General features: G+C 63.5%; 23 protein-coding genes. 6 read left to right on the top strand and 17 right to left on the bottom strand.

The genetic code is table 11. The features are described from left to right. Nucleotides 1-12: 12 nt before the first annotated feature. From soxY to soxC, 4 genes are read right to left on the bottom strand one after another with little or no spacing between them, the layout of a single operon-like run. Complete coding sequence (soxY, locus tag JQ628_RS18790) at nt 13-495, bottom strand: thiosulfate oxidation carrier protein SoxY (RefSeq protein WP_212224395.1); 483 nt, start codon at nt 493-495, stop codon at nt 13-15. 19 nt (nt 496-514) lie between these two features. Then, nucleotides 515-865: a sulfur oxidation c-type cytochrome SoxX gene (gene soxX, locus JQ628_RS18795; protein ID WP_212224529.1), complete on the bottom strand. Its 351-nt coding sequence runs from the start codon at nt 863-865 to the stop codon at nt 515-517. Between the two features lie 34 nt (nt 866-899). Beyond that, on the bottom strand, nt 900-1,565 hold the full coding sequence (locus JQ628_RS18800; RefSeq protein WP_212224396.1) for a c-type cytochrome: 666 nt from the start codon (nt 1,563-1,565) through the stop codon (nt 900-902). After that, a complete protein-coding gene (gene soxC, locus JQ628_RS18805) occupies nt 1,549-2,835 on the bottom strand; it encodes a sulfite dehydrogenase (RefSeq protein WP_249128082.1) in 1,287 nt (428 codons plus the stop codon). The genes JQ628_RS18800 and soxC overlap by 17 nt, the downstream gene beginning before the upstream one ends. Before the next feature lie 122 nt (nt 2,836-2,957). Here soxC and JQ628_RS18810 point away from each other — a divergent pair, with 122 nt between their 5' ends. The 3 genes from JQ628_RS18810 to JQ628_RS18820 all read left to right on the top strand — a co-directional run bounded on the left by JQ628_RS18810 (nt 2,958) and on the right by JQ628_RS18820 (nt 6,452). Then, nucleotides 2,958-3,623 carry a DUF938 domain-containing protein gene (locus JQ628_RS18810; protein WP_212224397.1) on the top strand — a complete coding sequence of 222 codons (666 nt, stop codon included), beginning with the start codon at nt 2,958-2,960 and terminating at the stop codon, nt 3,621-3,623. Nucleotides 3,624-3,724: 101 nt separating this feature from the next. Next, nucleotides 3,725-4,969, top strand: a complete 1,245-nt coding sequence (locus tag JQ628_RS18815) for an MFS transporter (RefSeq protein WP_212224398.1) — start codon at nt 3,725-3,727, stop codon at nt 4,967-4,969. A 256-nt stretch (nt 4,970-5,225) separates the two neighbouring features. Beyond that, nucleotides 5,226-6,452, top strand: coding sequence for an MFS transporter (locus JQ628_RS18820; RefSeq protein WP_212224399.1), 1,227 nt, complete (start codon nt 5,226-5,228; stop codon nt 6,450-6,452). Here JQ628_RS18820 and JQ628_RS18825 read toward each other — a convergent pair. Then, nucleotides 6,449-6,868 (bottom strand): helix-turn-helix domain-containing protein, encoded by a 420-nt coding sequence (locus tag JQ628_RS18825; protein WP_212224401.1) that lies wholly within the window; start codon nt 6,866-6,868, stop codon nt 6,449-6,451. The two genes, JQ628_RS18820 and JQ628_RS18825, sit on opposite strands and share 4 nt — an antisense overlap. A 74-nt stretch (nt 6,869-6,942) precedes the next feature. Between JQ628_RS18825 and JQ628_RS18830 the strand changes: the two genes are divergently transcribed. Beyond that, a complete protein-coding gene (locus JQ628_RS18830; RefSeq protein WP_212224402.1) occupies nt 6,943-7,794 on the top strand; it encodes a class I SAM-dependent methyltransferase in 852 nt (283 codons plus the stop codon). Nucleotides 7,795-7,803: 9 nt separating this feature from the next. On the opposite strand, the gene JQ628_RS18835 is transcribed toward JQ628_RS18830, so the two are convergent. Together JQ628_RS18835 and JQ628_RS18840 are read right to left on the bottom strand one after the other, a co-directional pair. After that, on the bottom strand, nt 7,804-8,298 hold the full coding sequence (locus tag JQ628_RS18835) for a VOC family protein (protein ID WP_212224403.1): 495 nt from the start codon (nt 8,296-8,298) through the stop codon (nt 7,804-7,806). Nucleotides 8,299-8,433: 135 nt separating this feature from the next. Continuing rightward, nucleotides 8,434-8,979: a carboxymuconolactone decarboxylase family protein gene (locus tag JQ628_RS18840; protein WP_212224404.1), complete on the bottom strand. Its 546-nt coding sequence runs from the start codon at nt 8,977-8,979 to the stop codon at nt 8,434-8,436. A 164-nt stretch (nt 8,980-9,143) separates the two neighbouring features. Here JQ628_RS18840 and JQ628_RS18845 point away from each other — a divergent pair, with 164 nt between their 5' ends. Further along, nucleotides 9,144-10,328 (top strand): acyl-CoA dehydrogenase family protein, encoded by a 1,185-nt coding sequence (locus tag JQ628_RS18845; RefSeq protein WP_212224405.1) that lies wholly within the window; start codon nt 9,144-9,146, stop codon nt 10,326-10,328. 176 nt (nt 10,329-10,504) lie between these two features. Continuing rightward, nucleotides 10,505-11,644, top strand: a complete 1,140-nt coding sequence (locus tag JQ628_RS18850; RefSeq protein WP_212224406.1) for an acyl-CoA dehydrogenase family protein — start codon at nt 10,505-10,507, stop codon at nt 11,642-11,644. A 160-nt stretch (nt 11,645-11,804) separates the two neighbouring features. Here JQ628_RS18850 and JQ628_RS18855 read toward each other — a convergent pair whose 3' ends face one another. The 10 genes from JQ628_RS18855 to JQ628_RS18900 all read right to left on the bottom strand — a co-directional run bounded on the left by JQ628_RS18855 (nt 11,805) and on the right by JQ628_RS18900 (nt 19,372). After that, a complete protein-coding gene (locus tag JQ628_RS18855; RefSeq protein WP_212224407.1) occupies nt 11,805-12,845 on the bottom strand; it encodes an amino acid ABC transporter substrate-binding protein in 1,041 nt (346 codons plus the stop codon). 57 nt (nt 12,846-12,902) lie between these two features. After that, nucleotides 12,903-13,496 carry a L,D-transpeptidase gene (locus JQ628_RS18860; RefSeq protein WP_212224408.1) on the bottom strand — a complete coding sequence of 198 codons (594 nt, stop codon included), beginning with the start codon at nt 13,494-13,496 and terminating at the stop codon, nt 12,903-12,905. Between the two features lie 162 nt (nt 13,497-13,658). Then, on the bottom strand, nt 13,659-13,790 hold the full coding sequence (locus tag JQ628_RS18865; protein WP_212224410.1) for a DUF2474 domain-containing protein: 132 nt from the start codon (nt 13,788-13,790) through the stop codon (nt 13,659-13,661). Beyond that, complete coding sequence (cydB, locus tag JQ628_RS18870) at nt 13,787-14,797, bottom strand: cytochrome d ubiquinol oxidase subunit II (RefSeq protein ID WP_249128084.1); 1,011 nt, start codon at nt 14,795-14,797, stop codon at nt 13,787-13,789. The genes JQ628_RS18865 and cydB overlap by 4 nt, the downstream gene beginning before the upstream one ends. Further along, complete coding sequence (locus tag JQ628_RS18875) at nt 14,794-16,203, bottom strand: cytochrome ubiquinol oxidase subunit I (protein ID WP_212224412.1); 1,410 nt, start codon at nt 16,201-16,203, stop codon at nt 14,794-14,796. The genes cydB and JQ628_RS18875 overlap by 4 nt, the downstream gene beginning before the upstream one ends. A 132-nt stretch (nt 16,204-16,335) precedes the next feature. Next, a complete protein-coding gene (locus tag JQ628_RS18880) occupies nt 16,336-16,902 on the bottom strand; it encodes a thioredoxin family protein (RefSeq protein WP_212224413.1) in 567 nt (188 codons plus the stop codon). Between the two features lie 24 nt (nt 16,903-16,926). Next, entirely contained in the window at nt 16,927-17,616 is a 690-nt protein-coding gene (locus JQ628_RS18885; RefSeq protein WP_212224414.1) for a cytochrome c biogenesis CcdA family protein, read from the bottom strand. A gap of 106 nt (nt 17,617-17,722) precedes the next feature. Next, nucleotides 17,723-18,202 carry a hypothetical protein gene (locus JQ628_RS18890; protein WP_212224415.1) on the bottom strand — a complete coding sequence of 160 codons (480 nt, stop codon included), beginning with the start codon at nt 18,200-18,202 and terminating at the stop codon, nt 17,723-17,725. Nucleotides 18,203-18,386: 184 nt separating this feature from the next. Beyond that, nucleotides 18,387-18,587, bottom strand: coding sequence for a hypothetical protein (locus JQ628_RS18895; protein ID WP_212224416.1), 201 nt, complete (start codon nt 18,585-18,587; stop codon nt 18,387-18,389). A 173-nt stretch (nt 18,588-18,760) separates the two neighbouring features. Then, on the bottom strand, nt 18,761-19,372 hold the full coding sequence (locus tag JQ628_RS18900; RefSeq protein ID WP_212224417.1) for a sigma-70 family RNA polymerase sigma factor: 612 nt from the start codon (nt 19,370-19,372) through the stop codon (nt 18,761-18,763). Nucleotides 19,373-19,423: the final 51 nt, after the last annotated feature.

The raw sequence follows: 19,423 nt of genomic DNA on the forward strand, positions 1-19,423 counted from the left end.
TTCCTTATTGGTTTAGCCGCCGCAGCCGCCGACGGTGACTTTGACTTCCTTGGCGGCGCTGTAGAGCTTGCCGCCGGCTTCGACGACGACGATCACATTGCTGGTCTTCGCCATCTTGATGCGGTTGGCGATGGCCGGCATGGTGCCGGCCGGTATCTTGTACGACGCCACCAGCGCCACCGGGTTCTCGGCCACCAGGAACGAGATCGAAGTCACGTCGGAAAGCGAGGTCGAGACCGACACTGGAACCACCGCGCCGTTCTCGGCGATTTCAGGCGCATCCAGTTTGACCTTGTCGGAGGCTTCGGGCGCCTTGCCGTAGAGCGCCTTGATGGCGTCGGCTTCGTTCTTCGCCTTGAAGGCCTCTTCCGGGTACTTGTCGTTGGCGGCCGCAAGCGCCGGCGCAAGGCCGAAATTGCCGAGCCCGATCAGCGCGACCGCGCCTGCACCTTGCAGGATCAGGCGGCGCGAGAACTGGTGGTTATTGGTTGTCATCCAAATCTCTCCGGGCATCTCAAAGGGTTTGCAAAAAGTCCACGATCGCGTCGATTTCCTTGGCGTTCAGGATGCGGTTGCGTCCGAACGGAGGCATCACGGTCAGCGGATTGCGCTTGGTCTCATCATAGATGATGGCGACGAGCTCCTCGCGCTTGGGATACTTGCTCTTGATGTCGACCAGCTCCGGCCCGAGCGTGCCGGGATATTCGCCGCCCTTGATGACGTGGCAGACCAGGCAATTGCCCTTGCCGCGGTCGAAGGCGAGCTTCTTGCCCTCGGCAACGTTCGACTGGGCGAACGCCGGAGCGGAAAAAGCGGCAATGCCGGCGGCGAGCGCGGCGGTCAGGAAGATTTTTCTCGTCAGCATATCGGTCAAAGGCGTTTCTTCCCGGGATCGTGCCTTACTTGGAAGACATCGTGTCGAGTGGGCCTGACGTGCGCGGCGTCAGGTTTTTGCCCTCGGCCGTGGACGTTATCGCGACATCAGCAGCGCATCCGCTCATGCAGGGTTTCGCTGCCGTATCGGGCCGCGGATCGGTCCAGACAAAATTGTCGCGATTGGGCATTTTGACTTTCGGCAGGCTGTTTTGGTCCGCCACGAACTCGCTTCCGACGATGTCGTTCAGGTGCAGAATATAAGCGGTCAAAGCATAAACGTCATCCGATGACAATGTGTGCGGGGCGGCTATCGGCATGGCGCGGTTAATGTAATCCCAGAGCGTCGGCGCGAACGGCCAGTAGCTGCCCACCGTCAATTCCGGCCGCTCCGCCCGCAGCGTTCCGGCCCCGCCCGCCAGTTTGGGAAGGCGGCCTTCGCCCTCGCCGAAGGTTCCGTGGCAGGATGCGCATTGCCCGGCATAGATCTCGCCGCCGCGCGCCACCGTGCCCTTGCCCGCGGGCAGGCCGGCGCCGTCGTCGCCGCGGATGTCGATGTCCCATCCGGCGATCTGCTCCGGCGTTGCTTTCTCGCCATAGCCGAAATGGCCGGGTTCCGCGGCGGCCGCCAAGCCCGTGCTCGCCATCGTGATGGCGGTGCAAAGCAGCAGGCATCTAGCCGAGCTGAACATCGAACACGCTCCCGTCGCCCTTCACCTGCCAGGTCTGGATCGAGTTGTTGTGATAGACCGAATTCGAGCCGCGCTGCTTTCGCAGCTCCGCGATCGTTGGCTGCACATAGCCGGTCTCGTCGATGACGCGCGATTGCAGCAAAGCGGGCTTGCCGTCCCAGCGCCATGGCAGCGTGAATTTGGTCAGCGCCTTCGACAGCACCGGCTCGTGCAGCCGCGCGCTCTGCCAGTTGCTGCCGCCATCCATCGACACATCGACGCGCTTCACCTTGCCGTTGCCGGTCCATGCAAGGCCCCTGATCTCGTGGAGGCCGGGGCCGGGAAATGGCTTTTCAGGACAGGGAGAAGTGATGACGGATTTGGCTTCCATCAGAAACGAGAATCCGCGCGCGGTGCCGTCCGGCATCAGGTCGGTGTATTTCGAGGTCTCTTCGCGCGAGTACCATGGTTTGTCGCCGAGCTTGATGCGGCGCAACCATTTGATGCTGACACTGCCTTCCCAGCCCGGCACCACCAGCCGCAGCGGATAGCCCTGCTCGGGACGCAGCGCCTCGCCGTTCTGCGCATAGACGAGGAGGCAATCGTCGAGACATTTTGCGAGCGGCAGGCTGCGGTTCATGTGCGCGCTGTCGGCGCCTTCGACCATCACCCAGCGCGCTTCTTTCTTGATGCCGGCTTCTTCCAGCAGCGTCGACAGGCGCACGCCGGTCCACTCCGCGCAGCCGATCATGCCATGGGCGAACTGTAGCGAGTTGAGTTGCGATGTGCGCCAGTGCATGCCGCCATTGGCGCTGCATTCGATGAAGTGCGTGCGCGTTACTTGCGGAAAGCGCAGGATGTCCTGCATCGACAGCAGCAGCGGCCGCCCGACCAGGCCATGGATCATCAGCCTGTGCTGCGCGGGATCGACATCCGCGCGCCCCGAATGATGGCGCTCGTAGAACAGGCCGTTCGGCGTGATGATGCCGTGCAGGTCCTGTAGAGGCGTAAAGCTGACGGAAGATTCCTTGCCGGCGGTGAGCCAGGGCACATTGCGCCTGATGACGCCGGCCTCGAAATCGGAAGGTTTTCCATAGGGCCGGTCGACCACGCCGGAGCCCGCGGTTTGCGACCATGGCGCATCTGCCGGCGGGGACGCGGGTTGCGCGTCGGCTTGCTCCGGTCTTCCCAGCGCAAGACTGCCGGTCAGCGCGGCGCCAAGCCCGAGAAAGCTGCGCCGCCCAAGCAGATGCCGGGATGCCGCAGCCATGCGCCGGAGGTTGGGCCCCATGTTTCCTCGCTTCAAAATCGCGCGACCGCTATCGCGGCCAAACGTTCTTCTCTACTAAGTTAGCCCATACTGAACAATGCGTTGGGAAAATCGATTGCGGCGATCTGAAGCGAGATATTGCCATGGCTGAATTCGTGGTTCAGTTCGGCCAGGACGGCCGTCCGGTCGAGGCGGACGGGCGGCTCGATGCGGCGGCGTTCCACCGCAACCATCAGCCGATCTGGGCCGTGCTGGAGAAGTTCCTGGCGGGCAAATCGGGCGATGTGCTGGAGGCAGGCAGCGGCACCGGGCAGCACGTCGTGCATTTTGCAAGCCATACGCCTGAGGTTACGTGGTGGCCGAGCGATCTCAACGAGGCGCATCTAAACAGCATCGCGGCGTGGACCGCACATGCGGGATTATCGAACATCCGTCCGCCGCTGCGGATCGATCTGACCGAGGCCGACTGGTTTCCGGCAGACGGCCCCGAAAAATTGCTGGCGGTGTTTTGCGCCAATGTCATCCACATCGCGCCCTGGCGCGTGGCGGAAGGACTGTTGGCCGGCGCCTCGCGTTATCTGCGCGATGACGGACGGCTGTTTCTCTACGGGCCGTTCAAGCGCGACGGCAAGCACACCGCCATCAGCAACGCCGTGTTCGACACCAGCCTGCGCGAGCGCGATCCCGAATGGGGCGTGCGCGATGTCGGCGATGTCGAGAAGCTGGCGAACAGCGTCGGGCTGGCGTTGCGAGAGATCGTGCCGATGCCCTCGAACAATCTGATGCTGGAATTCCAGCGTTCAGCTTAGGCGCGCGCCCGCGCATGGGGCTTGTCCATTTGCAGCGGTTGATCGCATGGCTCCCGCTCTCCATAGTGCCGGGAATAAAGAGCCTGCGGGCGGAAATGCCGATGATCGACGTGACAGCGAGCGAGGAGATCGCCAATGACGCGCGGGCGCGCGCCAACGTCGTGCGTCTTGCGGCGGCGCAGGCGCTGACGGGCGCGAACTCCGCCGTGATCTTCACTACCGGTTCGATCGTCGGTGCGACGCTGGCCCCAAGCATCTCGCTCGCGACGGTGCCGCTCTCGATGTATGTGCTGGGCCTCGCCGCCGGCACGCTGCCGACCGGCGCGATCTCGCGGGCCTATGGCCGGCGTGTCGCCTTCATTATCGGCACCGGATGCGGCGTGCTCACCGGCGTGCTTGCGTCCGTTGCGATTCTTTATGCTTCATTTTGGCTGTTCTGCTTTGCGACCTTCCTCGGCGGGCTTTATGGCGCGGTGTCGCAATCCTATCGCTTTGCCGCCGCCGACGGCGCCAGCGCTGCGTTCCGTCCCAAGGCGGTGTCGTGGGTGATGGCGGGCGGCGTGTTCGCGGGCGTACTCGGTCCGCAGCTCGTGCAGTGGACCATGGATATCTGGCCGCCTTATCTGTTCGCTTTCAGCTTTGTGGTGCAGGCGGCCGTTGCGCTGGTCGCGATGGCGGTGCTGGCGGGCGTCGATGCGCCCAAGCCGCAAGCCGCCGATTTGCATGGCGGACGGCCGCTGTTGACGATCGCGCGCCAGCCGCGCTTCATCGCGGCCGCCCTGTGCGGCGTGATCGCATACCCCATGATGAACCTGGTGATGACCTCGGCGCCGCTCGCCATGCAGATGTGCGGGCTGACGGTGAGCGATTCCAATTTCGGCATTCAGTGGCACATCGTGGCGATGTACGGCCCGAGTTTTTTCACGGGCTCGCTGATCGCGCGTTTCGGTGCGCCCGTCATCGTCGCGCTCGGCCTTGTGCTTGAAGCGGCTGCGGCAGGCATTGGCCTGTCCGGCATCACCGCCCCGCATTTCTGGGCGACGCTGATCGTGCTCGGCGTAGGCTGGAACTTTGCCTTCGTCGGCGCCTCCGCGCTGGTGCTGGAAACGCACCTGCCGCAGGAACGCAACAAGGTGCAGGCGTTCAACGATTTCCTGGTGTTCGGCATGATGGCGATCGGATCGTTCTCGTCCGGCCAACTGCTCGCCAATTACGGCTGGAGCGCCGTCAACATGGTGGTGTTCCCGCCGGTGCTGCTGGGCCTTGCGGTGCTGTCGTTCGCATCCTTCGCAAAGCGCCGCGCGCAGTTGCGGGCGGTGGATGAATTTCCCGACCATGGCGCCTAGGCGCTGGTGACATCTGCTGACAGTTCGGTGCCGGTCGAAGCGATTGTCGTCGAAGTTTGTTATTCACCGTCATGACCGACTTGCTCCACCGTCATTGCGAGGAGCGCAGCGACGAAGCAATCCATATGTCCACAAGTCGAGAAATGGATTGCTTCGCTTCGCTCGCAATGACGGATAGAGCAAGCCCGGCCATGACGAATGTGTGCGATACGGAAAGCGGGTGGACACGCGTCCGTTGCGAGAGAACAAGAACAATATGGACGCATCCAGCTACACCCCCGTTCCGGAAACCTCGATCCACTACGACGGCTGGCGCATCGTCGCGGTCTGCTTCCTGCTCGCGACCTTCGGCTGGGCATTCGGCTTCTACGGCCAAAGCGTCTATGTCGCCGAACTACAGCGCCTGCACGGCTGGCCGGCCTCGCTGATCTCCTCGGCTACCACCTTCTTCTACCTTTTCGGCGCGGCGCTGGTGGCCTTTATCAGCGAGGCGATCAAGGCGGCCGGGCCACGCAATTGCATGATCGCCGGCGCGCTCGTGATGGCCGCCGGCGGCGTCGCCATCGGGCAGGTGCGCGAGCCATGGCAACTTTATCTTGCCAATGCCGTGCTCGCGTTCGGCTGGGCCGGCACCAGCCTCGGCATGATCACCAATACGCTCGGGCTGTGGTTCGACAAGAAGCGCGGCATGGCGATCAGCCTGGCGCTCAATGGCGCCAGCTTCGGCGGCATTGTCGGCGTTCCCTTGCTGATTGCAGCTATCGGTCATTTCGGTTTCCCCGGCGGGATGACGGCTGCGGCGATTGCGCTGGTCGTATTGATGGTGCCGCTGGCTTTGATTTTTGTCGGCAAGCCGCCCGTACTGGCGCATGCAGCGGTGGCAGCGGCTGCCGATGCGCCATCCTCGACGCAAATCCGCGCCCGGGCCTTTCGCGACATCGCGTTCCTGTCGGTGTCATCAGCGTTCGCGCTGGTGCTGTTCGCGCAGGTCGGTTTCATCGTCCATCTGATCTCGTTCCTGGATTCGGTGATCGGGCGCGAGCGCGCTGCCGTGGCCGTGGCGTTCCTGACCGCAATGGCGGTGGTCGGGCGGGTGCTGTTCTCCTTCGTGATTGACCGAATGAACCAGCGCTTGGCGTCCTCGTTGTCGTTCATCAGCCAGGCAGTGGCGCTCGCCATCATCATCAATGTGCATAACGACATTGCACTGATCGCGGCCTGCGCGCTGTTCGGCTTCTCCGTCGGCAATTTGATCACGCTGCCGGCGCTGATCGTGCAGCGCGAATTCGATCCGCGCTCGTTCGGCGTGCTGGTGAGTCTGATCACGGCGATCAACCAGATCACCTATGCGTTCGGGCCGGGCGTCGTTGGCCTCTTGCGCGATTTTTCCGGCAGCTATGCCCTGCCGTTCTACTGCTGTATCGCGATCGAGCTCACCGCGGCAGGGTTGATCATGGTCCGCGGGCGAAAAGCCGCGCACTAGTTCGCCCTCTTTTCCGGGCCGATGGCGCCGGAAGCTGCGGCGCGCAGCAGCCGGCGAAAAGTCGGGCATTCCATGTGGCTCGGGGCCGGGCAGGCAGCCGCGTGGCGCAACCCGTCACGCATGGCGTGCAGCCGGCGGATGGTCCGGTCGAGTTCATCGGCCTTGGCCGCCAGCATGCGCCGGTCGATGCGCGGCCGGCCGTCAGGGGCGAACATGCGGGCGATCTCGTCGAGCGAAAAGCCGCCGGCGCGTCCCAATGCGATCAGCGCCAGCCGATCCAGCACATTGGTGTCGAACAGACGGCGCAGGCCGCGTCGGCCGATCGAGGCGATCAGCCCCTTTTCTTCGTAGAACCGGAGTGTGGCGGCGGGAACTCCGGACCGCTGCGCCAGCTCCGCAATATCGATGCAGTTCACGCTTGACCTCAAGTTGACTTGAACTGGCAGGATGCACGCTTCCGTTTCGTAACGCCAGGCAAAAGGAGTTGATCATGGATGGCGCACAGCAGCGCGACGGTGAGCAGGCACTGCTCTGGAACGGCTCCTCGGGCCGGGCCTGGATCGAGATGCAGGACGTGATCGATACGATGTTCCGGCGGTTCGAGAATTTGCTGGCCGGGGCAGTTTCTGCTGCCGGCGCGAGCGAGGTGCTCGAGGTCGGCTGCGGCACGGGAGGCCTCACGCTTGCCATTGCGCGGCAGCTCGAAGCGGGAGGTCGCTGCACCGGCATCGACATTTCGGAAGCGATGATCGCGATGGCGCGCGAGCGTGCGGCGCGCGAAAGTGCGCGGGCGAGCTTCGTTTGCGCGGACGCGCAGGGCCACGTGTTCGATCGCGCAAGCTTTGACATGATCATTTCGCGTTTCGGCGTGATGTTCTTTGAAGATCCGGTCATGGCCTTCGCCAACCTCCGCCGCGCCACGCGAGTGGATGCGGAACTCCGGTTTGTCGCCTGGCGCGATGCCGCAGAGAATTCGTTCATGACGGCGGCTGAGCGCGCGGCGGCGCCGCTGCTGCCGAGCCTCCCGCCGCGACGGCCGGATGCGCCCGGGCAGTTCGGCTTCGCGGACCGCCACCGCGTCCGCGCCATCCTCGAGCAGGGCGGCTGGGCGGAGATCGATATCCGGCCGATCGACGTTGCCTGCAGCTTTGCCGAGAACGAACTGGTTCGCTATCTCACCTGGCTCGGGCCGGTCGGCCGGGTGCTCCAGGATGCCGATGAGCAAACGCGCGCGCAGGTCGTCGACAAGGTTCGCGGCGCCTTCGATCCGTTTGTGGTGGGCGATGAGGTCAGCTTCACCGCGGCGTGCTGGATGGTTCGCGCGCGGGCGCCTGCCGGATGAGCTGCGGGGCTACGTTCCTCGCGCCCGCAACAGATCGTCCAGGTCCAGCCGCTTCGTGAACATCGCGAGCTTGCCGTCCGGGCTGCGCGGCCACTCGGCTTCCGGCCGGTCGCGATAGAGCTCGACGCCGTTTTCGTCGGGGTCACGCAAATACAGCGCTTCGCTGACGCCGTGGTCGCTGGCACCGTCGAGTGCAATGCCGGCGTTGATCACGCGATGCAGCGCATCGGCCAGCGCCGCGCGGGTCGGATAGAGGATCGCCGTGTGATACAGGCCAGTGGTACCGGGCGGCGGCGGATGGCCGCCCTTGCTTTCCCAGGTGTTGAGCCCGATGTGGTGATGATAGCCGCCGGCCGAAATGAACGCAGCGCCCGAGCCGAGCCGCTGCTGGAGCTCGAAGCCGAGCACGCCGCAATAGAAGCCGAGCGCGCGATCGAGATCGGCGACCTTCAGGTGCACATGCCCGATGCGGGTGCCGGCTATGACGGGCGGATTGTCAGTCATGATGCTTCCTTCGCGACTGTTTCCGGGTGAGGGGGTACAGGTCTATCGAGAGATCACGACTCGCGGAGGCAGCCCCTCACCCCAACCCTCTCCCCGTGAAGAACGGGGAGAGGGAGACGTAAGCACCGTCCGCAATTAGGCAAGGTCCGACACTTCTCCCTCCGGCAGTCCGAACTCAAAGGTGTTCAGCGTCATCGAGACCAGTGTGTAATAGCCGCACAGGCCGATCACCTCGACCACGCCGCGTTCGGTGAGAATCTTCACCGCTTCATCGTAAAGACCTTTCGACACGCCGCGGCCTTCGTGCAGCGATTTTGCGAGCTCATAGATCATCTTGCCCCTGGGATCGTCGAAGGTGGGCGTGCGGCGGTCCCGGATATCGTCGATGATCTTGGGATCCATGCCGCCCTTCAGCGCGAGGCGCTTGTGGGCGAACCATTCGTAGTGCGAGGTGAAGTGCCGTGCGGTGACGAGGATGGCGATCTCGGAAAGCTTTGCCGGAAAGATGGTGTTGAAACGCATCACTTCGCCGAGGCGCGTGGCATGCCTGGCCATTTCCGGACTGTTGAGCCAGGCCATCATCGGCGCCGGCGGCGCGCCACGCTTGCCGGCAATCGCCTCGTCATAGGTTTCTTTTTGCTCGGCGTTCATTTCGCCTGGCGAAAGCAGTTTCAGCCGCATGACCGTTTCCTCTTGTTTTTCAATCGTTACCGCAGCTAGCGAATACACCCCTTCGCAATCGATGGCCATCGCGTGGCATGCATGACGCACCCGATGAGATATTGAATTCCGCGATGCCGCGACTAAGGTCGATTCCAACCTGTCAAATCCGGATGGAAACGCCGATGTCCGATCTCGAACAATTCCGAAAAGAGACCCGCGCCTGGCTGGAGGCGAACTGTCCGCCGGAAATGCGAAAGCCCGCCACCTCCGATGGCGATGTGTTCTGGGGCGGCCGCAACGCCAAATTCTCCTCGGAGCCGCAGCGCGTCTGGTTCGAGCGCATGCGCGACAAGGGCTGGACGGTGCCGGACTGGCCGAAGGAATATGGCGGCGGCGGCCTCGATGGGGCCGAGCACAAGGTGCTGCGCGAGGAGATGGCCAGGATCGGCGCGCGCCCGCCGCTGTCGAGCTTTGGCATCTGGATGCTCGGTCCGGCGCTGCTCAAGTTCGGCAATGAGGCGCAGAAGAAGGAGCATCTGCCGAAGATCGCGGCAGGCCTGATCCGCTGGTGTCAGGGCTATTCCGAGCCGAATGCCGGCTCTGATCTTGCTTCACTTCAGACCCGCGCCGAAAGCGATGGCGACGACTATGTCATCAACGGCCAGAAAATCTGGACGTCCTATGCCAACTACGCGGACTGGATCTTTTGCCTGGTGCGTACCGATCCTGCGGCGAAGAAGCATGATGGCATCAGCTTTATCCTGTTCGACATGGCCTCCAAGGGCGTGTCCACAAAACCGATCCTGCTGATCTCGGGTTATTCGCCGTTCTGCGAAACCTTCTTCGACAATGTGCGCGTGCCGAAGTCGCATGTGGTCGGGCAGGTCAATCGCGGCTGGGATGTCGCAAAATATCTCTTGCAACACGAGCGCGCGATGATCTCGGGCATGGGCGAGCGCGGCGTCGGCCGGCCGCTCGGCCAGGTCGCCGCCGACTGGGTCGGCACCGACGAGCAGGGACGTCTCGACGATGCGATGCTGCGCAGCCAGATCACGGCCTTCGAGGTGGATGAAGCGGCGCTGGCCGCGGCCGCCGAGCGCGCCGTTGACCTTGCCAAGGCCGGGCAATCGCATCCGGCGTTTTCCTCGGCGATGAAATATTACGGCACCGAGCTCAACAAGCGCCGCTACGAAATCCTGATGTCGGCCGGCGGCATCGACGCGCTCGAATGGGAGAGCGAACGCTCGCGCGGCGGCGCCCGCCCGCGCGCCTGGCTGCGCACCAAGGCCAATTCGATCGAAGGCGGCACCAGCGAGGTGATGCTCGGCATCGTCGCCAAGCGCATCCTCGATCTGCCGGGGGCGTAGCCTCCAGTCTTACCACTCGTCGTCCCTGCGAAAGCAGGGACCCATAACCATCGCTGTTGAGTATTGAGTATGACGCCAGCTCCAGCTGTATATCGCGGCGCCGCGGCGTATGGGTCCCTGCTTTCGCAGGGACGACGAACCAACTCGTTTCATTTCTAGACCGGAACCATCCTCCCATGGCACTCGTCCTCACCGAAGAACAATCCATGCTGCGTGACAGCGCGCGCGGCCTCATCAGCGACAAGGCGCCGGTGTCGCATCTGCGGCACCTCCGCGACAGCAAGGACGCCACGGGCTTCTCGCGTGATCTCTGGAAAGAATTTTCCGAGATGGGATTTTCCGGACTGCTGGTGCCGGAGCAGTTCGGCGGCAGCGGGCTCGGTGCGGTCGAAGCCGGCATCGTGCTGGAGGAAATCGGCCGTACGCTGATGCCATCGCCATTCCTCGCCACCAGCGTGGTGGCGGCTTCCGCGCTGCTGCGCGGCGGCAGCGAGGCGCAGAAGTCGGAACACCTGCCGAAGATTGCGGCCGGTTCGCTGCTGGCGGCGCTCGCTGTTGACGAGGGCGCAAAGCATCGGCCGCTGAATACCAAAATGCAGGCGGTGCGTTCAGGTAATGGCTTCAAGCTGAATGGAGAGAAAGCGTTTGTGGTCGACGGCCACACCGCCGATCTCCTGATCGTCGCGGCCCGCACCGCGGGCTCTGCCGGTGAAGCCAGGGGGCTGACGCTGTTCCTGGTCAATCCAAAGACAAAGGGCCTCGCGACCGAGCGCACGATCATGGTCGATGCGCATAACGCAGCGCGCATCGTGTTCGACAATGTCGAGGTTGACGCGGACAGCGTGCTCGGCGAGGTCGATCAGGGCGGGGCGCTGCTGGAAGGCGTGCTCAATATCGGACGCGGCGCGGTCGCCTCGGAAATGGTGGGGCTGAGCGAAGAGGTGTTCGGCCGCACGGTGACCTATTTGAAAGAACGAAAGCAGTTCGGAAAGCTGATCGGCGAATTCCAGGCGCTACAGCACCGCGCCGCACAGCTCTATGTCGACATCGAGATCAGCCGCGCCGCCGTGCTGAAGGCGCTCCAGGCGCTCGATGCCGACATCGGGAAGGCGGCTTCCGCTGTTGCGGTCGCCAAGGCGAAAGCCGGCACCACCGCAACGCGCGCCGTGCAGGAGGGCGTGCAGATGCATGGCGGCATGGGCATGACCGACCAGTTCGACATCGGCTTCTTCATGAAGCGCGCGCGGGTGTGCGAGGAACTGTTCGGGGACTCCAATTTCCACGCCGACCAACTGGCGCGGTCGCGGAGTTATTGAGGCGCGCAGCCGCGGCCGCAAAACAACTCGTCATCGCCCGCGAAGGCGGGCGATCCAGTATTCCAGAGACGTTCGTTGTTGAATCGAGGGGCCGCGGCGTACTGGGTCCCCCGGTCAAGCCGGGGGACACGACCCTTGGCAACGCGGGCAGCGTGCGCCCTTAACGAATCGGCGGGGCGTACTGGATGCCGCCGGCGCTCCAGAGCTGGTTCAGGCCGCGCGGGATTTGCAGCTTCGACTCGGCGCCGACGTTGCGGTCGTACATCTCGCCGTAATTGCCGACATGGCGGATGATGCGGGCGGCCCAGTCCTTTGGCAGGCCGACTACTTCGCCGTAATTGCCTTCGGTGCCGACCAGCCGCATCACGTCGGGCTTTTTCGATTTCAGCGCCTCGTCGATGTTCTTCGAAGTGATGCCGAGCTCCTCGGCGTTGATCATCGCGTACAGCGTCCACTTGACGATCATCATCCAGTCGTCGTCGCGCTGGCGCACCACCGGGGCAAGCGGCTCCTTGGAGATGACGTCGGGCAGGATGATGTGGTCGTTCGGCTTGGCGAGGTTGAGCCGCAGCGCATAGAGCTGCGAAACGTCGGCGGTGAAGGTGTCGCACTTGCCTTCGTTGTAGGCTTTGACCACGTCGTCCAGCTTGTTGAACTTCATCTCCTCGTACTTCATGTTGTTGGCCTTGAAGTAATCGGCGACATTGAGCTTGGTCGTCGTGGCTTCCTGTACGCAGATCTTGCTGCCGTTCAGGTCGAGCGCGGAATCGATCTTGCGGGAGGCCGGCACCATGAAGCCTTCGCCGTCATAATAGGCGACGGCCGGGAAATAGAGATCATAATTGGTTTCGCGCGACATGCTCCAGGTGGTGTTGCGCGAGAGGATGTCGACTTTGCGGTTCTGCAATTCCCTGAAGCGCTCGTTGGCGTCGAGCGCGATGAATTTTGCCTTCTTCGGATCGTCGAAGATCGCGGCCGCCACCGCGCGGCAGAAGTCGACGTCGAAGCCGGTCCAGTTGCCCTTGTCGTCGGGGATCGAGAAGCCGGGCAGGCCGGCATTGACGCCGCACAACACCTCACCGCGCTTGACCGTGCGCTTCAGCGTCTTGGTGTCGTAGCGCTCGTAGGTGATTGCGGCAGCCGCGACCGCGATGGCCACGGCAAGCCCGATCAGCAGGCCGCCCGTGAATGTGCGCAACATGATTGTCTCACCAAAATTCTTGAGGGAATGGATTAGCGTCGCAAGGGAGCCTTGCGGTTACAGCTCGGGCTTCTGCCGGATGATCACCTTGGTGCCGACGGGCACGCGCTCGTAGAGATCGGCGACGTCGGCATTGACCAGGCGGAAGCAGCCGGACGACACGGCGGTGCCGATGGTGTCGGGCCGGTTGGTGCCGTGGATGCGGTAGACGGTGGTGCCGAGATACATCGCGCGGGCGCCGAGCGGATTGCCGGGGCCGCCGGCCATGAAGCGCGGCAAATAGGGCTGGCGCGCGATCATTTCCGGCGGCGGCGTCCAGTCCGGCCATTCCGCCTTGCGGGTGATGTTCACGAGGCCCTGCCACGTAAAACCTTCGCGGCCGACGCCGATGCCATAGCGAATGGCGCGGCCGTTGCCCTGCACCAGGTAAAGGTGGCGTTCCGCGGTGACGACAATGATGGTGCCGGGCGCTTCAGAGGTGCGGTAGTAAACCACCTGCTTGCGGAATTGCGGGTCGAGCTCGTAGCTGTCGTCGGCGACGAGCCCGGGTTCGTCCGCATCAGGCCGCTTTTGTGCCTGGCTTTGCGATGTCGAAAACACCAATCCAACCGCGGCAATCAACATCCAGGTCAGGTGACGAAACGTCGTCATGCAAAGCTCTCCTTAAGGGCGTGCCGGCCAAATCAATTCGCGTCTGAGACCATCAAATCTCAGGGCTAGCATATGGCAAGTTCATGGCCAACCTGTTCTCTAGGCCACTGGAAAGTCATCGATTTTCAAGAAGCCAGTTCGCAGCCAGGCGTCGCAAAGCCGTCATTTCGGCGCGATCCAGAGCCGCAATCCATAGGAGATCAGCGTTACTGTGCCGACGCCCGCCAGCCAGAGCGCGGCAAACCAGAACAGGCGCTGCCACAGCGGCCGTGGATCGGGTGGCTGCGGCGTCAATGGTAGCCGTGCTCCGCCTTCACCTTGCCGCGGAACACCCAATAGGCCCAGGCGGTATAGGCGAGGATCAACGGGATCAGGATCGCGACGCCGAACAGCATGAAGAGCTGGCTGTTCTCGGGCGAGGCCGCCTGCCAGATCGTGATGCTCTGCGGCACGATATAGGGATACATGCTGATGCCGAGGCCGGCATAGGAAAGTGCGAACAGCGCCAGCGCCAGGAAGAACGGCTGGTAGTCATATCTGTTGGCGAGGCTGCGCAGCAGCAGCACGGTGACACCAGCCACCGCTACCGGCACCGGCGCGGTCAGGATGATGTTGGGCCAGGTGAACCAGCGCTGCGTGTACTGCACGGCAAGGAAAGGCGTGGCAAGCGAGACCGCGCCGATCGCGCCCAGCATCGCGAACAGCAGCGCCCAGGAGAGGCCGTAGGCCCGGTCGCGCAGTTCGCCTTCGGTCTTCATCACGAGCCAGGTGGCTCCCAACAGCGCGTAGCCGATGACAAGTGCAATGCCGGTCAGGATGGAAAACGGCGTCAGCCAGTCCCACCAGCCGCCGGCATAGACCCGCTCGCTGACACGGATGCCCTGGAGGATCGCGCCGAGCGCAATGCCCTGCGCCAGCGCGGCCAGCAGCGAACCGCCGGTAAAGGCGAGGTCCCAGCGATTTTGCTTGTTCCGCGTGGTGCGCCAGCGGAATTCGAAGGCGACGCCGCGGAACACGAGGCCAAGCAGCATCACGATCATCGGCGTGTAGAGCGCCGGCATCAGCACGGCGTAGGCGAGCGGAAACGCCGCCATCATGCCGCCGCCGCCGAGCACCAGCCAGGTTTCGTTGCCGTCCCAGACCGGCGCGACACTGTTCATGATGACGTCGCGGTCTTCCTTCCGGGGAAACAGCGGGAAGAGGATGCCGAGGCCAAGATCAAAGCCGTCCATCACGACATAGACGAACACGGCGAAGGCGATGATGAAGGCCCAGATGACGGGAAGGTCGATCGCGATCATGGCGTGGCCCCCTTGGCTACGGCGGCGGGTGCCGGCGTAATGCCGGCGGCGCGCGCCGGCACGTCCTTGGCAGGCCCGGGCTCGTCGTGATGCGGCGGGGCGGCCATCAGACGCAGCAGATAGATCACGCCTGCGGTGAATACGATGAAATAGACGATGATGAAGGCGATCAGCGACGACGCCACCGCCGGCGCCGCCAGCGGCGACACTGAATCGGCCGTCCTGAGCAGGCCGTAGACGGTGAAAGGCTGCCGGCCGGTTTCGGTGGTGATCCAGCCCGCGAGCACGGCGATGAAGCCCGACGGCGCCATGGCGACCGCGAACATGTGCAGGAGGCGCGACTCATAAAGCGTGCCGCGCCAGCGCATCCACAGGCTGAGGAAGCCGAGCGCCATCATCAGCATGCCCATGCCGACCATGACGCGGAACGACCAGAAGGTGATATGCACCGGCGGCCAGTTTTCGCGCGGTACGGTGTCGAGACCGGCCATCGGCGCATCCGGCGAATGCTTCAGGATCAGCGACCCGAGCTTTGGGATCTCGACCGCGAATCTCATCTTGCCCGCGGCCTCGTCGGGCCAGCCGAACAGGATCAGCGGCGCGCCGTCCTTGTGGCTTTCGAAATGGCCTTCCATGGCCATGATCTTCACCGGCTGGTGCTCCAGCGTGTTGAGGCCGTGCTGGTCGCCGGCCAGGATCTGGATCGGCGCGACGATCGCGGCCATCCACATCGCCATCGAGAACATCACGCGCGGACCTGCCAGATGGGAATCGCGCAGCAGGTGCCAGGCGCCGACCGCGCCGACCACGAAGGCCGTCGTCAGATACGCCGCCAGCACCATATGCACGAGCCGGTACGGGAAGGACGGGTTGAAGATCACCTGCCACCAGTCGGCTGCCACGAACTGGCCGGCGGCATTGACGGCATGGCCGGTCGGGGTCTGCATCCAGGAATTGGCGGACAGAATCCAGAATGCCGAGATCAGCGTGCCGACCGCCACCATCAACGTGGCGAAGAAGTGCAAGCGCTTGCCGACGCGCTGGAGGCCGAACAGCATGACGCCGAGGAAGCCTGCCTCGAGGAAGAACGCGGTCAGGACTTCATAGGCCATCAACGGCCCGATCACGGGCCCGACCTTGTCGGAAAACGCCGACCAGTTGGTGCCGAACTGGTAGGACATCACGATGCCCGACACCACGCCCATGCCGAAGGCGACCGCGAAAATTTTCAGCCAATAATTGAAAAGGTTGATGAAGACCTCGCGGCCGGTCCACAGCCAGAGGCCTTCCAGCACCGCGAGGTAGCTGGCCAGCCCGATCGAGAAGGCGGGGAATATGATGTGAAACGACATGGTGAAGGCGAATTGCGCCCGCGCCAGCACTACGGCATCCCAGCCTTCGAACATCGGCACCATCCAATACCGTTACGCTGCGGCGATTTTATCCCAAAGGCAGATGCCCGCCTTTCGGGATCGCCCGCCGACGTGAACTTATCACGCCGGCTGTAACGATAGTACTGTACCGAGGGTGTAGTTGGCTCAGCTATTCGCGTTGAGCAGCCTTGCGACGGTGCGGTCGATCTCCTCGTACTGGCCTTCGCCGGCGTGCTGGAAGACGATTTTGCCGTTCTGGTCGACGATGTATTGCGCCGGCCAATACTGGTTGCGCCAGGCATTCCAGGTCAGGGAATCATTATCCTGCGCCACCGGATAGGTGATGCCGTGACGTTTCAGCGCAGCCTGTACGTTCGATGCCGAGCGCTCGAACGGGAATTCCGGCGTGTGGACGCCGACCACGACAAGGCCGCGATCCCTGTATTTCTCGTAGAGCGCGGTGACATGCGGCAGCGTGTTCACGCAGTTGACGCAGCCATAGGTCCAGAAATCCACCAGCACGACCTTGCCGCGCAGGTCGGCCATGTTGAGCGGCGCGGAGTTGAACCATTTGTTGATGCCAACGAAGTTGGGTGCAGCATCCTGGACCGCGGCGACCGCCAGCGGTGCAGTGAGGTCGCGCGGCGGTTCGCCGGCGATGGCGGGCAGAGCGGTGGCGGCGAGACACGAGGCGATCACCGAGGCGGTGGCGGCGAGGGAACGCAGGCTCATCAAAATTCTCCTGAAGAGGATTGGTCAGAGGCCGATCTGGCCGTTGGGGTAGAACGAGGTCAGCCACGCCACGATCAGCGTGTCGTATTGGAAGTAAGAGGCGAGGGCGAAGCCGATCACCACGACGCCAAAGCCTTGCTGTAGTCGTGGCGTGATGCGCGCGAGGCTGCGGACGCGGGTGGTGACGGCCTGGCCGCCATAGGCGATCAACAGCATGGGGATCGCAGCTCCAATGGCGTAGACGACCAGCAGCGCGCTGGCCCATGCGGTGTCTTTCGAGGTTGCGATGACCGTGAGGATCGAACCCAGCACCGGACCGGCGCAGGGTGTCCACACGAGGCCCAGCGTGGTGCCGAGCACGAAGCCGCCGAGCATGTCCTGCCGGGAGGCGGCAGCACCGCCGGACAATCCACCGAAGCGGATCGACAGCCATTCGAACGGTGCCGGCCAGATCATCAGCAGGCCGAAGCCGACGAGCAGGATCGCGGCGGCGCTGCGCAGGACGTTAGGATCGAAGTCGAAGGCGCGGGTGATCGCGCTCAGCGCAAGCGCGACGATCGAGAACGACAGAACGAAGCCGAGCGCGATCATCACCGGCCGCGCCTTGCTGGTCTGGCCCACCGATGCCCCGAGCAGGATAGGCAGCATCGGCAGCGTACAAGGCGCGGCGATGGTGATGACGCCTGCGAGCAGCGCGAGAACGAGATTCAACATTAGCGGAGCTCTTCAGAAGACGTCTCCTGAGGCTCTTCGCATGTTGGCGGGAGGCGTTACGTCACCTCGCGTCACGTGTCCGTGACGTTGACGGCCCGCAGCCTCACTATTCGATGATGATCTCGCCGGTCATGCCGAGTTCGGCGTGGGTCTTGCCGTCGGCGCCCTTGATGTCGCAGCGCAGATCGGAGGCTTTGCCGGCCGCGACCGGCACCAGCCACCATTCGGCAGTGTAGCCGGGATAGACCTCGATCTCGCGCATCGCGCCCTTGAACTCGGCGAGTGTCACGCTCTTGCCGTCGCGCTGCTGCGTGACCTGGGCTTTTCTCGTCCACACCATCTGCGAGAACGCGTGCGAGGTGAAGTAATGCGGATCGTTGCTACTGTTGCGCAGGATCAGCTTGTAGAGCTTGCCGGTCTCGAAGCGCAGTTGCTTCGGCGTGAATTCATGCTTGCCGGGCGCGCCGAGCTCGACCGTCACCTCGATCGGCGTCTGCCGCGACAGATCCCCCGCGGCGATCGCCGCGCCCGAGGCGAGACCCAGAAGGGCGGGAGCGGCAAGCGCCGCGCGATATGAAACGGTCATGACGATCCCCCGGGGCGCGAAAGGAGATCAGATTATGCAAATGCGAATTAGTTGCAATTAATCCGGTAGCGGCAGATCGTCGCTGGGCCGGGATGCCGGGGTCCCAAACGTAGAACGACCCGGCTGGAGGGGGGCATCCCGGCCGGGTCGCTTGGAGGTCACTGGAAGTCTGGTTGAGATCGTCTCAGCGAGGGGCCTCGCTGTCGTAGGTGATCACGCAGACCTGCGTGGGAGATTTCGTGCCGCAATCCACGACCCGCTCGCGGACAATCATCGACCCGGTATCGCGCTGGGCGCGGGGGGCGACGTCCTGGGCCGACAGCGTGGCCAGCGTGGAGATCGCGCCGAGGGGGATGATGAAGTAGCGGAAGGACGGCTTCAGCATTTCGGTCTCCCGGTCGGTTGGCGTTGCGTCAGTGATTGTCTTCTTAAGCAGAGAGTTTTTCCGGGTGATGTCGCCAATTGTTTCAATTGTTTCGTCGCGGGTAACTGCCGGCAGCCAAAAAGGCCCGGTTTCCCGGGCCTTCGCGCTACATAAGATGCTGTAATTGCTTGATTTTACGCGGCGAGGCTGTCGACGCCGGCGCCCTTAAGCAACTGTGCCAATTGCTTGCGGGCGTAGAACATGCGGGTCTTCACCGTGCTCTGGGGAATGCCGATGATGAGGCCGGCCTCCTCCACGCTCTTCTCGTGATAGTAGACGAGGTTGATGATCTCCCGGTGCGCCGGCGACAGCTTTGCCACGCAGGCGCGCAGGATCTCGGAGGTGCTGCTACGGTCGAGCGATGCCTCGGGCGTGTCGGCATCGTCGGCGATTTCCAGCATCTCTTCCTGGTCGATGTCTTCATGGCGGCGCTGGCGCAGCGCGGTCAGCGCCTTGAAACGGGCGATCGACAGCAGCCAGGTGGAAACCTGCGAGCGGCCTTCGAACTGCTTGGCGGTGCGCCAGACATCCAGGAACACCTGGCTGACGAGGTCTTCGGCCATCGTGGTGTCGCGCACGATGCGCAGCACGAAGCGATAGACCCGAACGTTGTGACGCGAATAGAGCACGTGCATTGCGGTGCGGCCGCCCTTGGCGATCTCTGCCAGCAGCATCTCATCCGATGTCGCACGCGCAGCGTCGATGTGCTTGCTGGCTGCGGCGTTGATGGCAATGACGTTCGACATGACAGGCTCCCAGTTCGCCGTTCGGCGTCGTTTCGTTGGGAGCAGTGATAG

It is taken from the genome of Bradyrhizobium lablabi, from assembly GCF_018129385.1.
GTDB lineage: Bacteria > Pseudomonadota > Alphaproteobacteria > Rhizobiales > Xanthobacteraceae > Bradyrhizobium > Bradyrhizobium lablabi_C.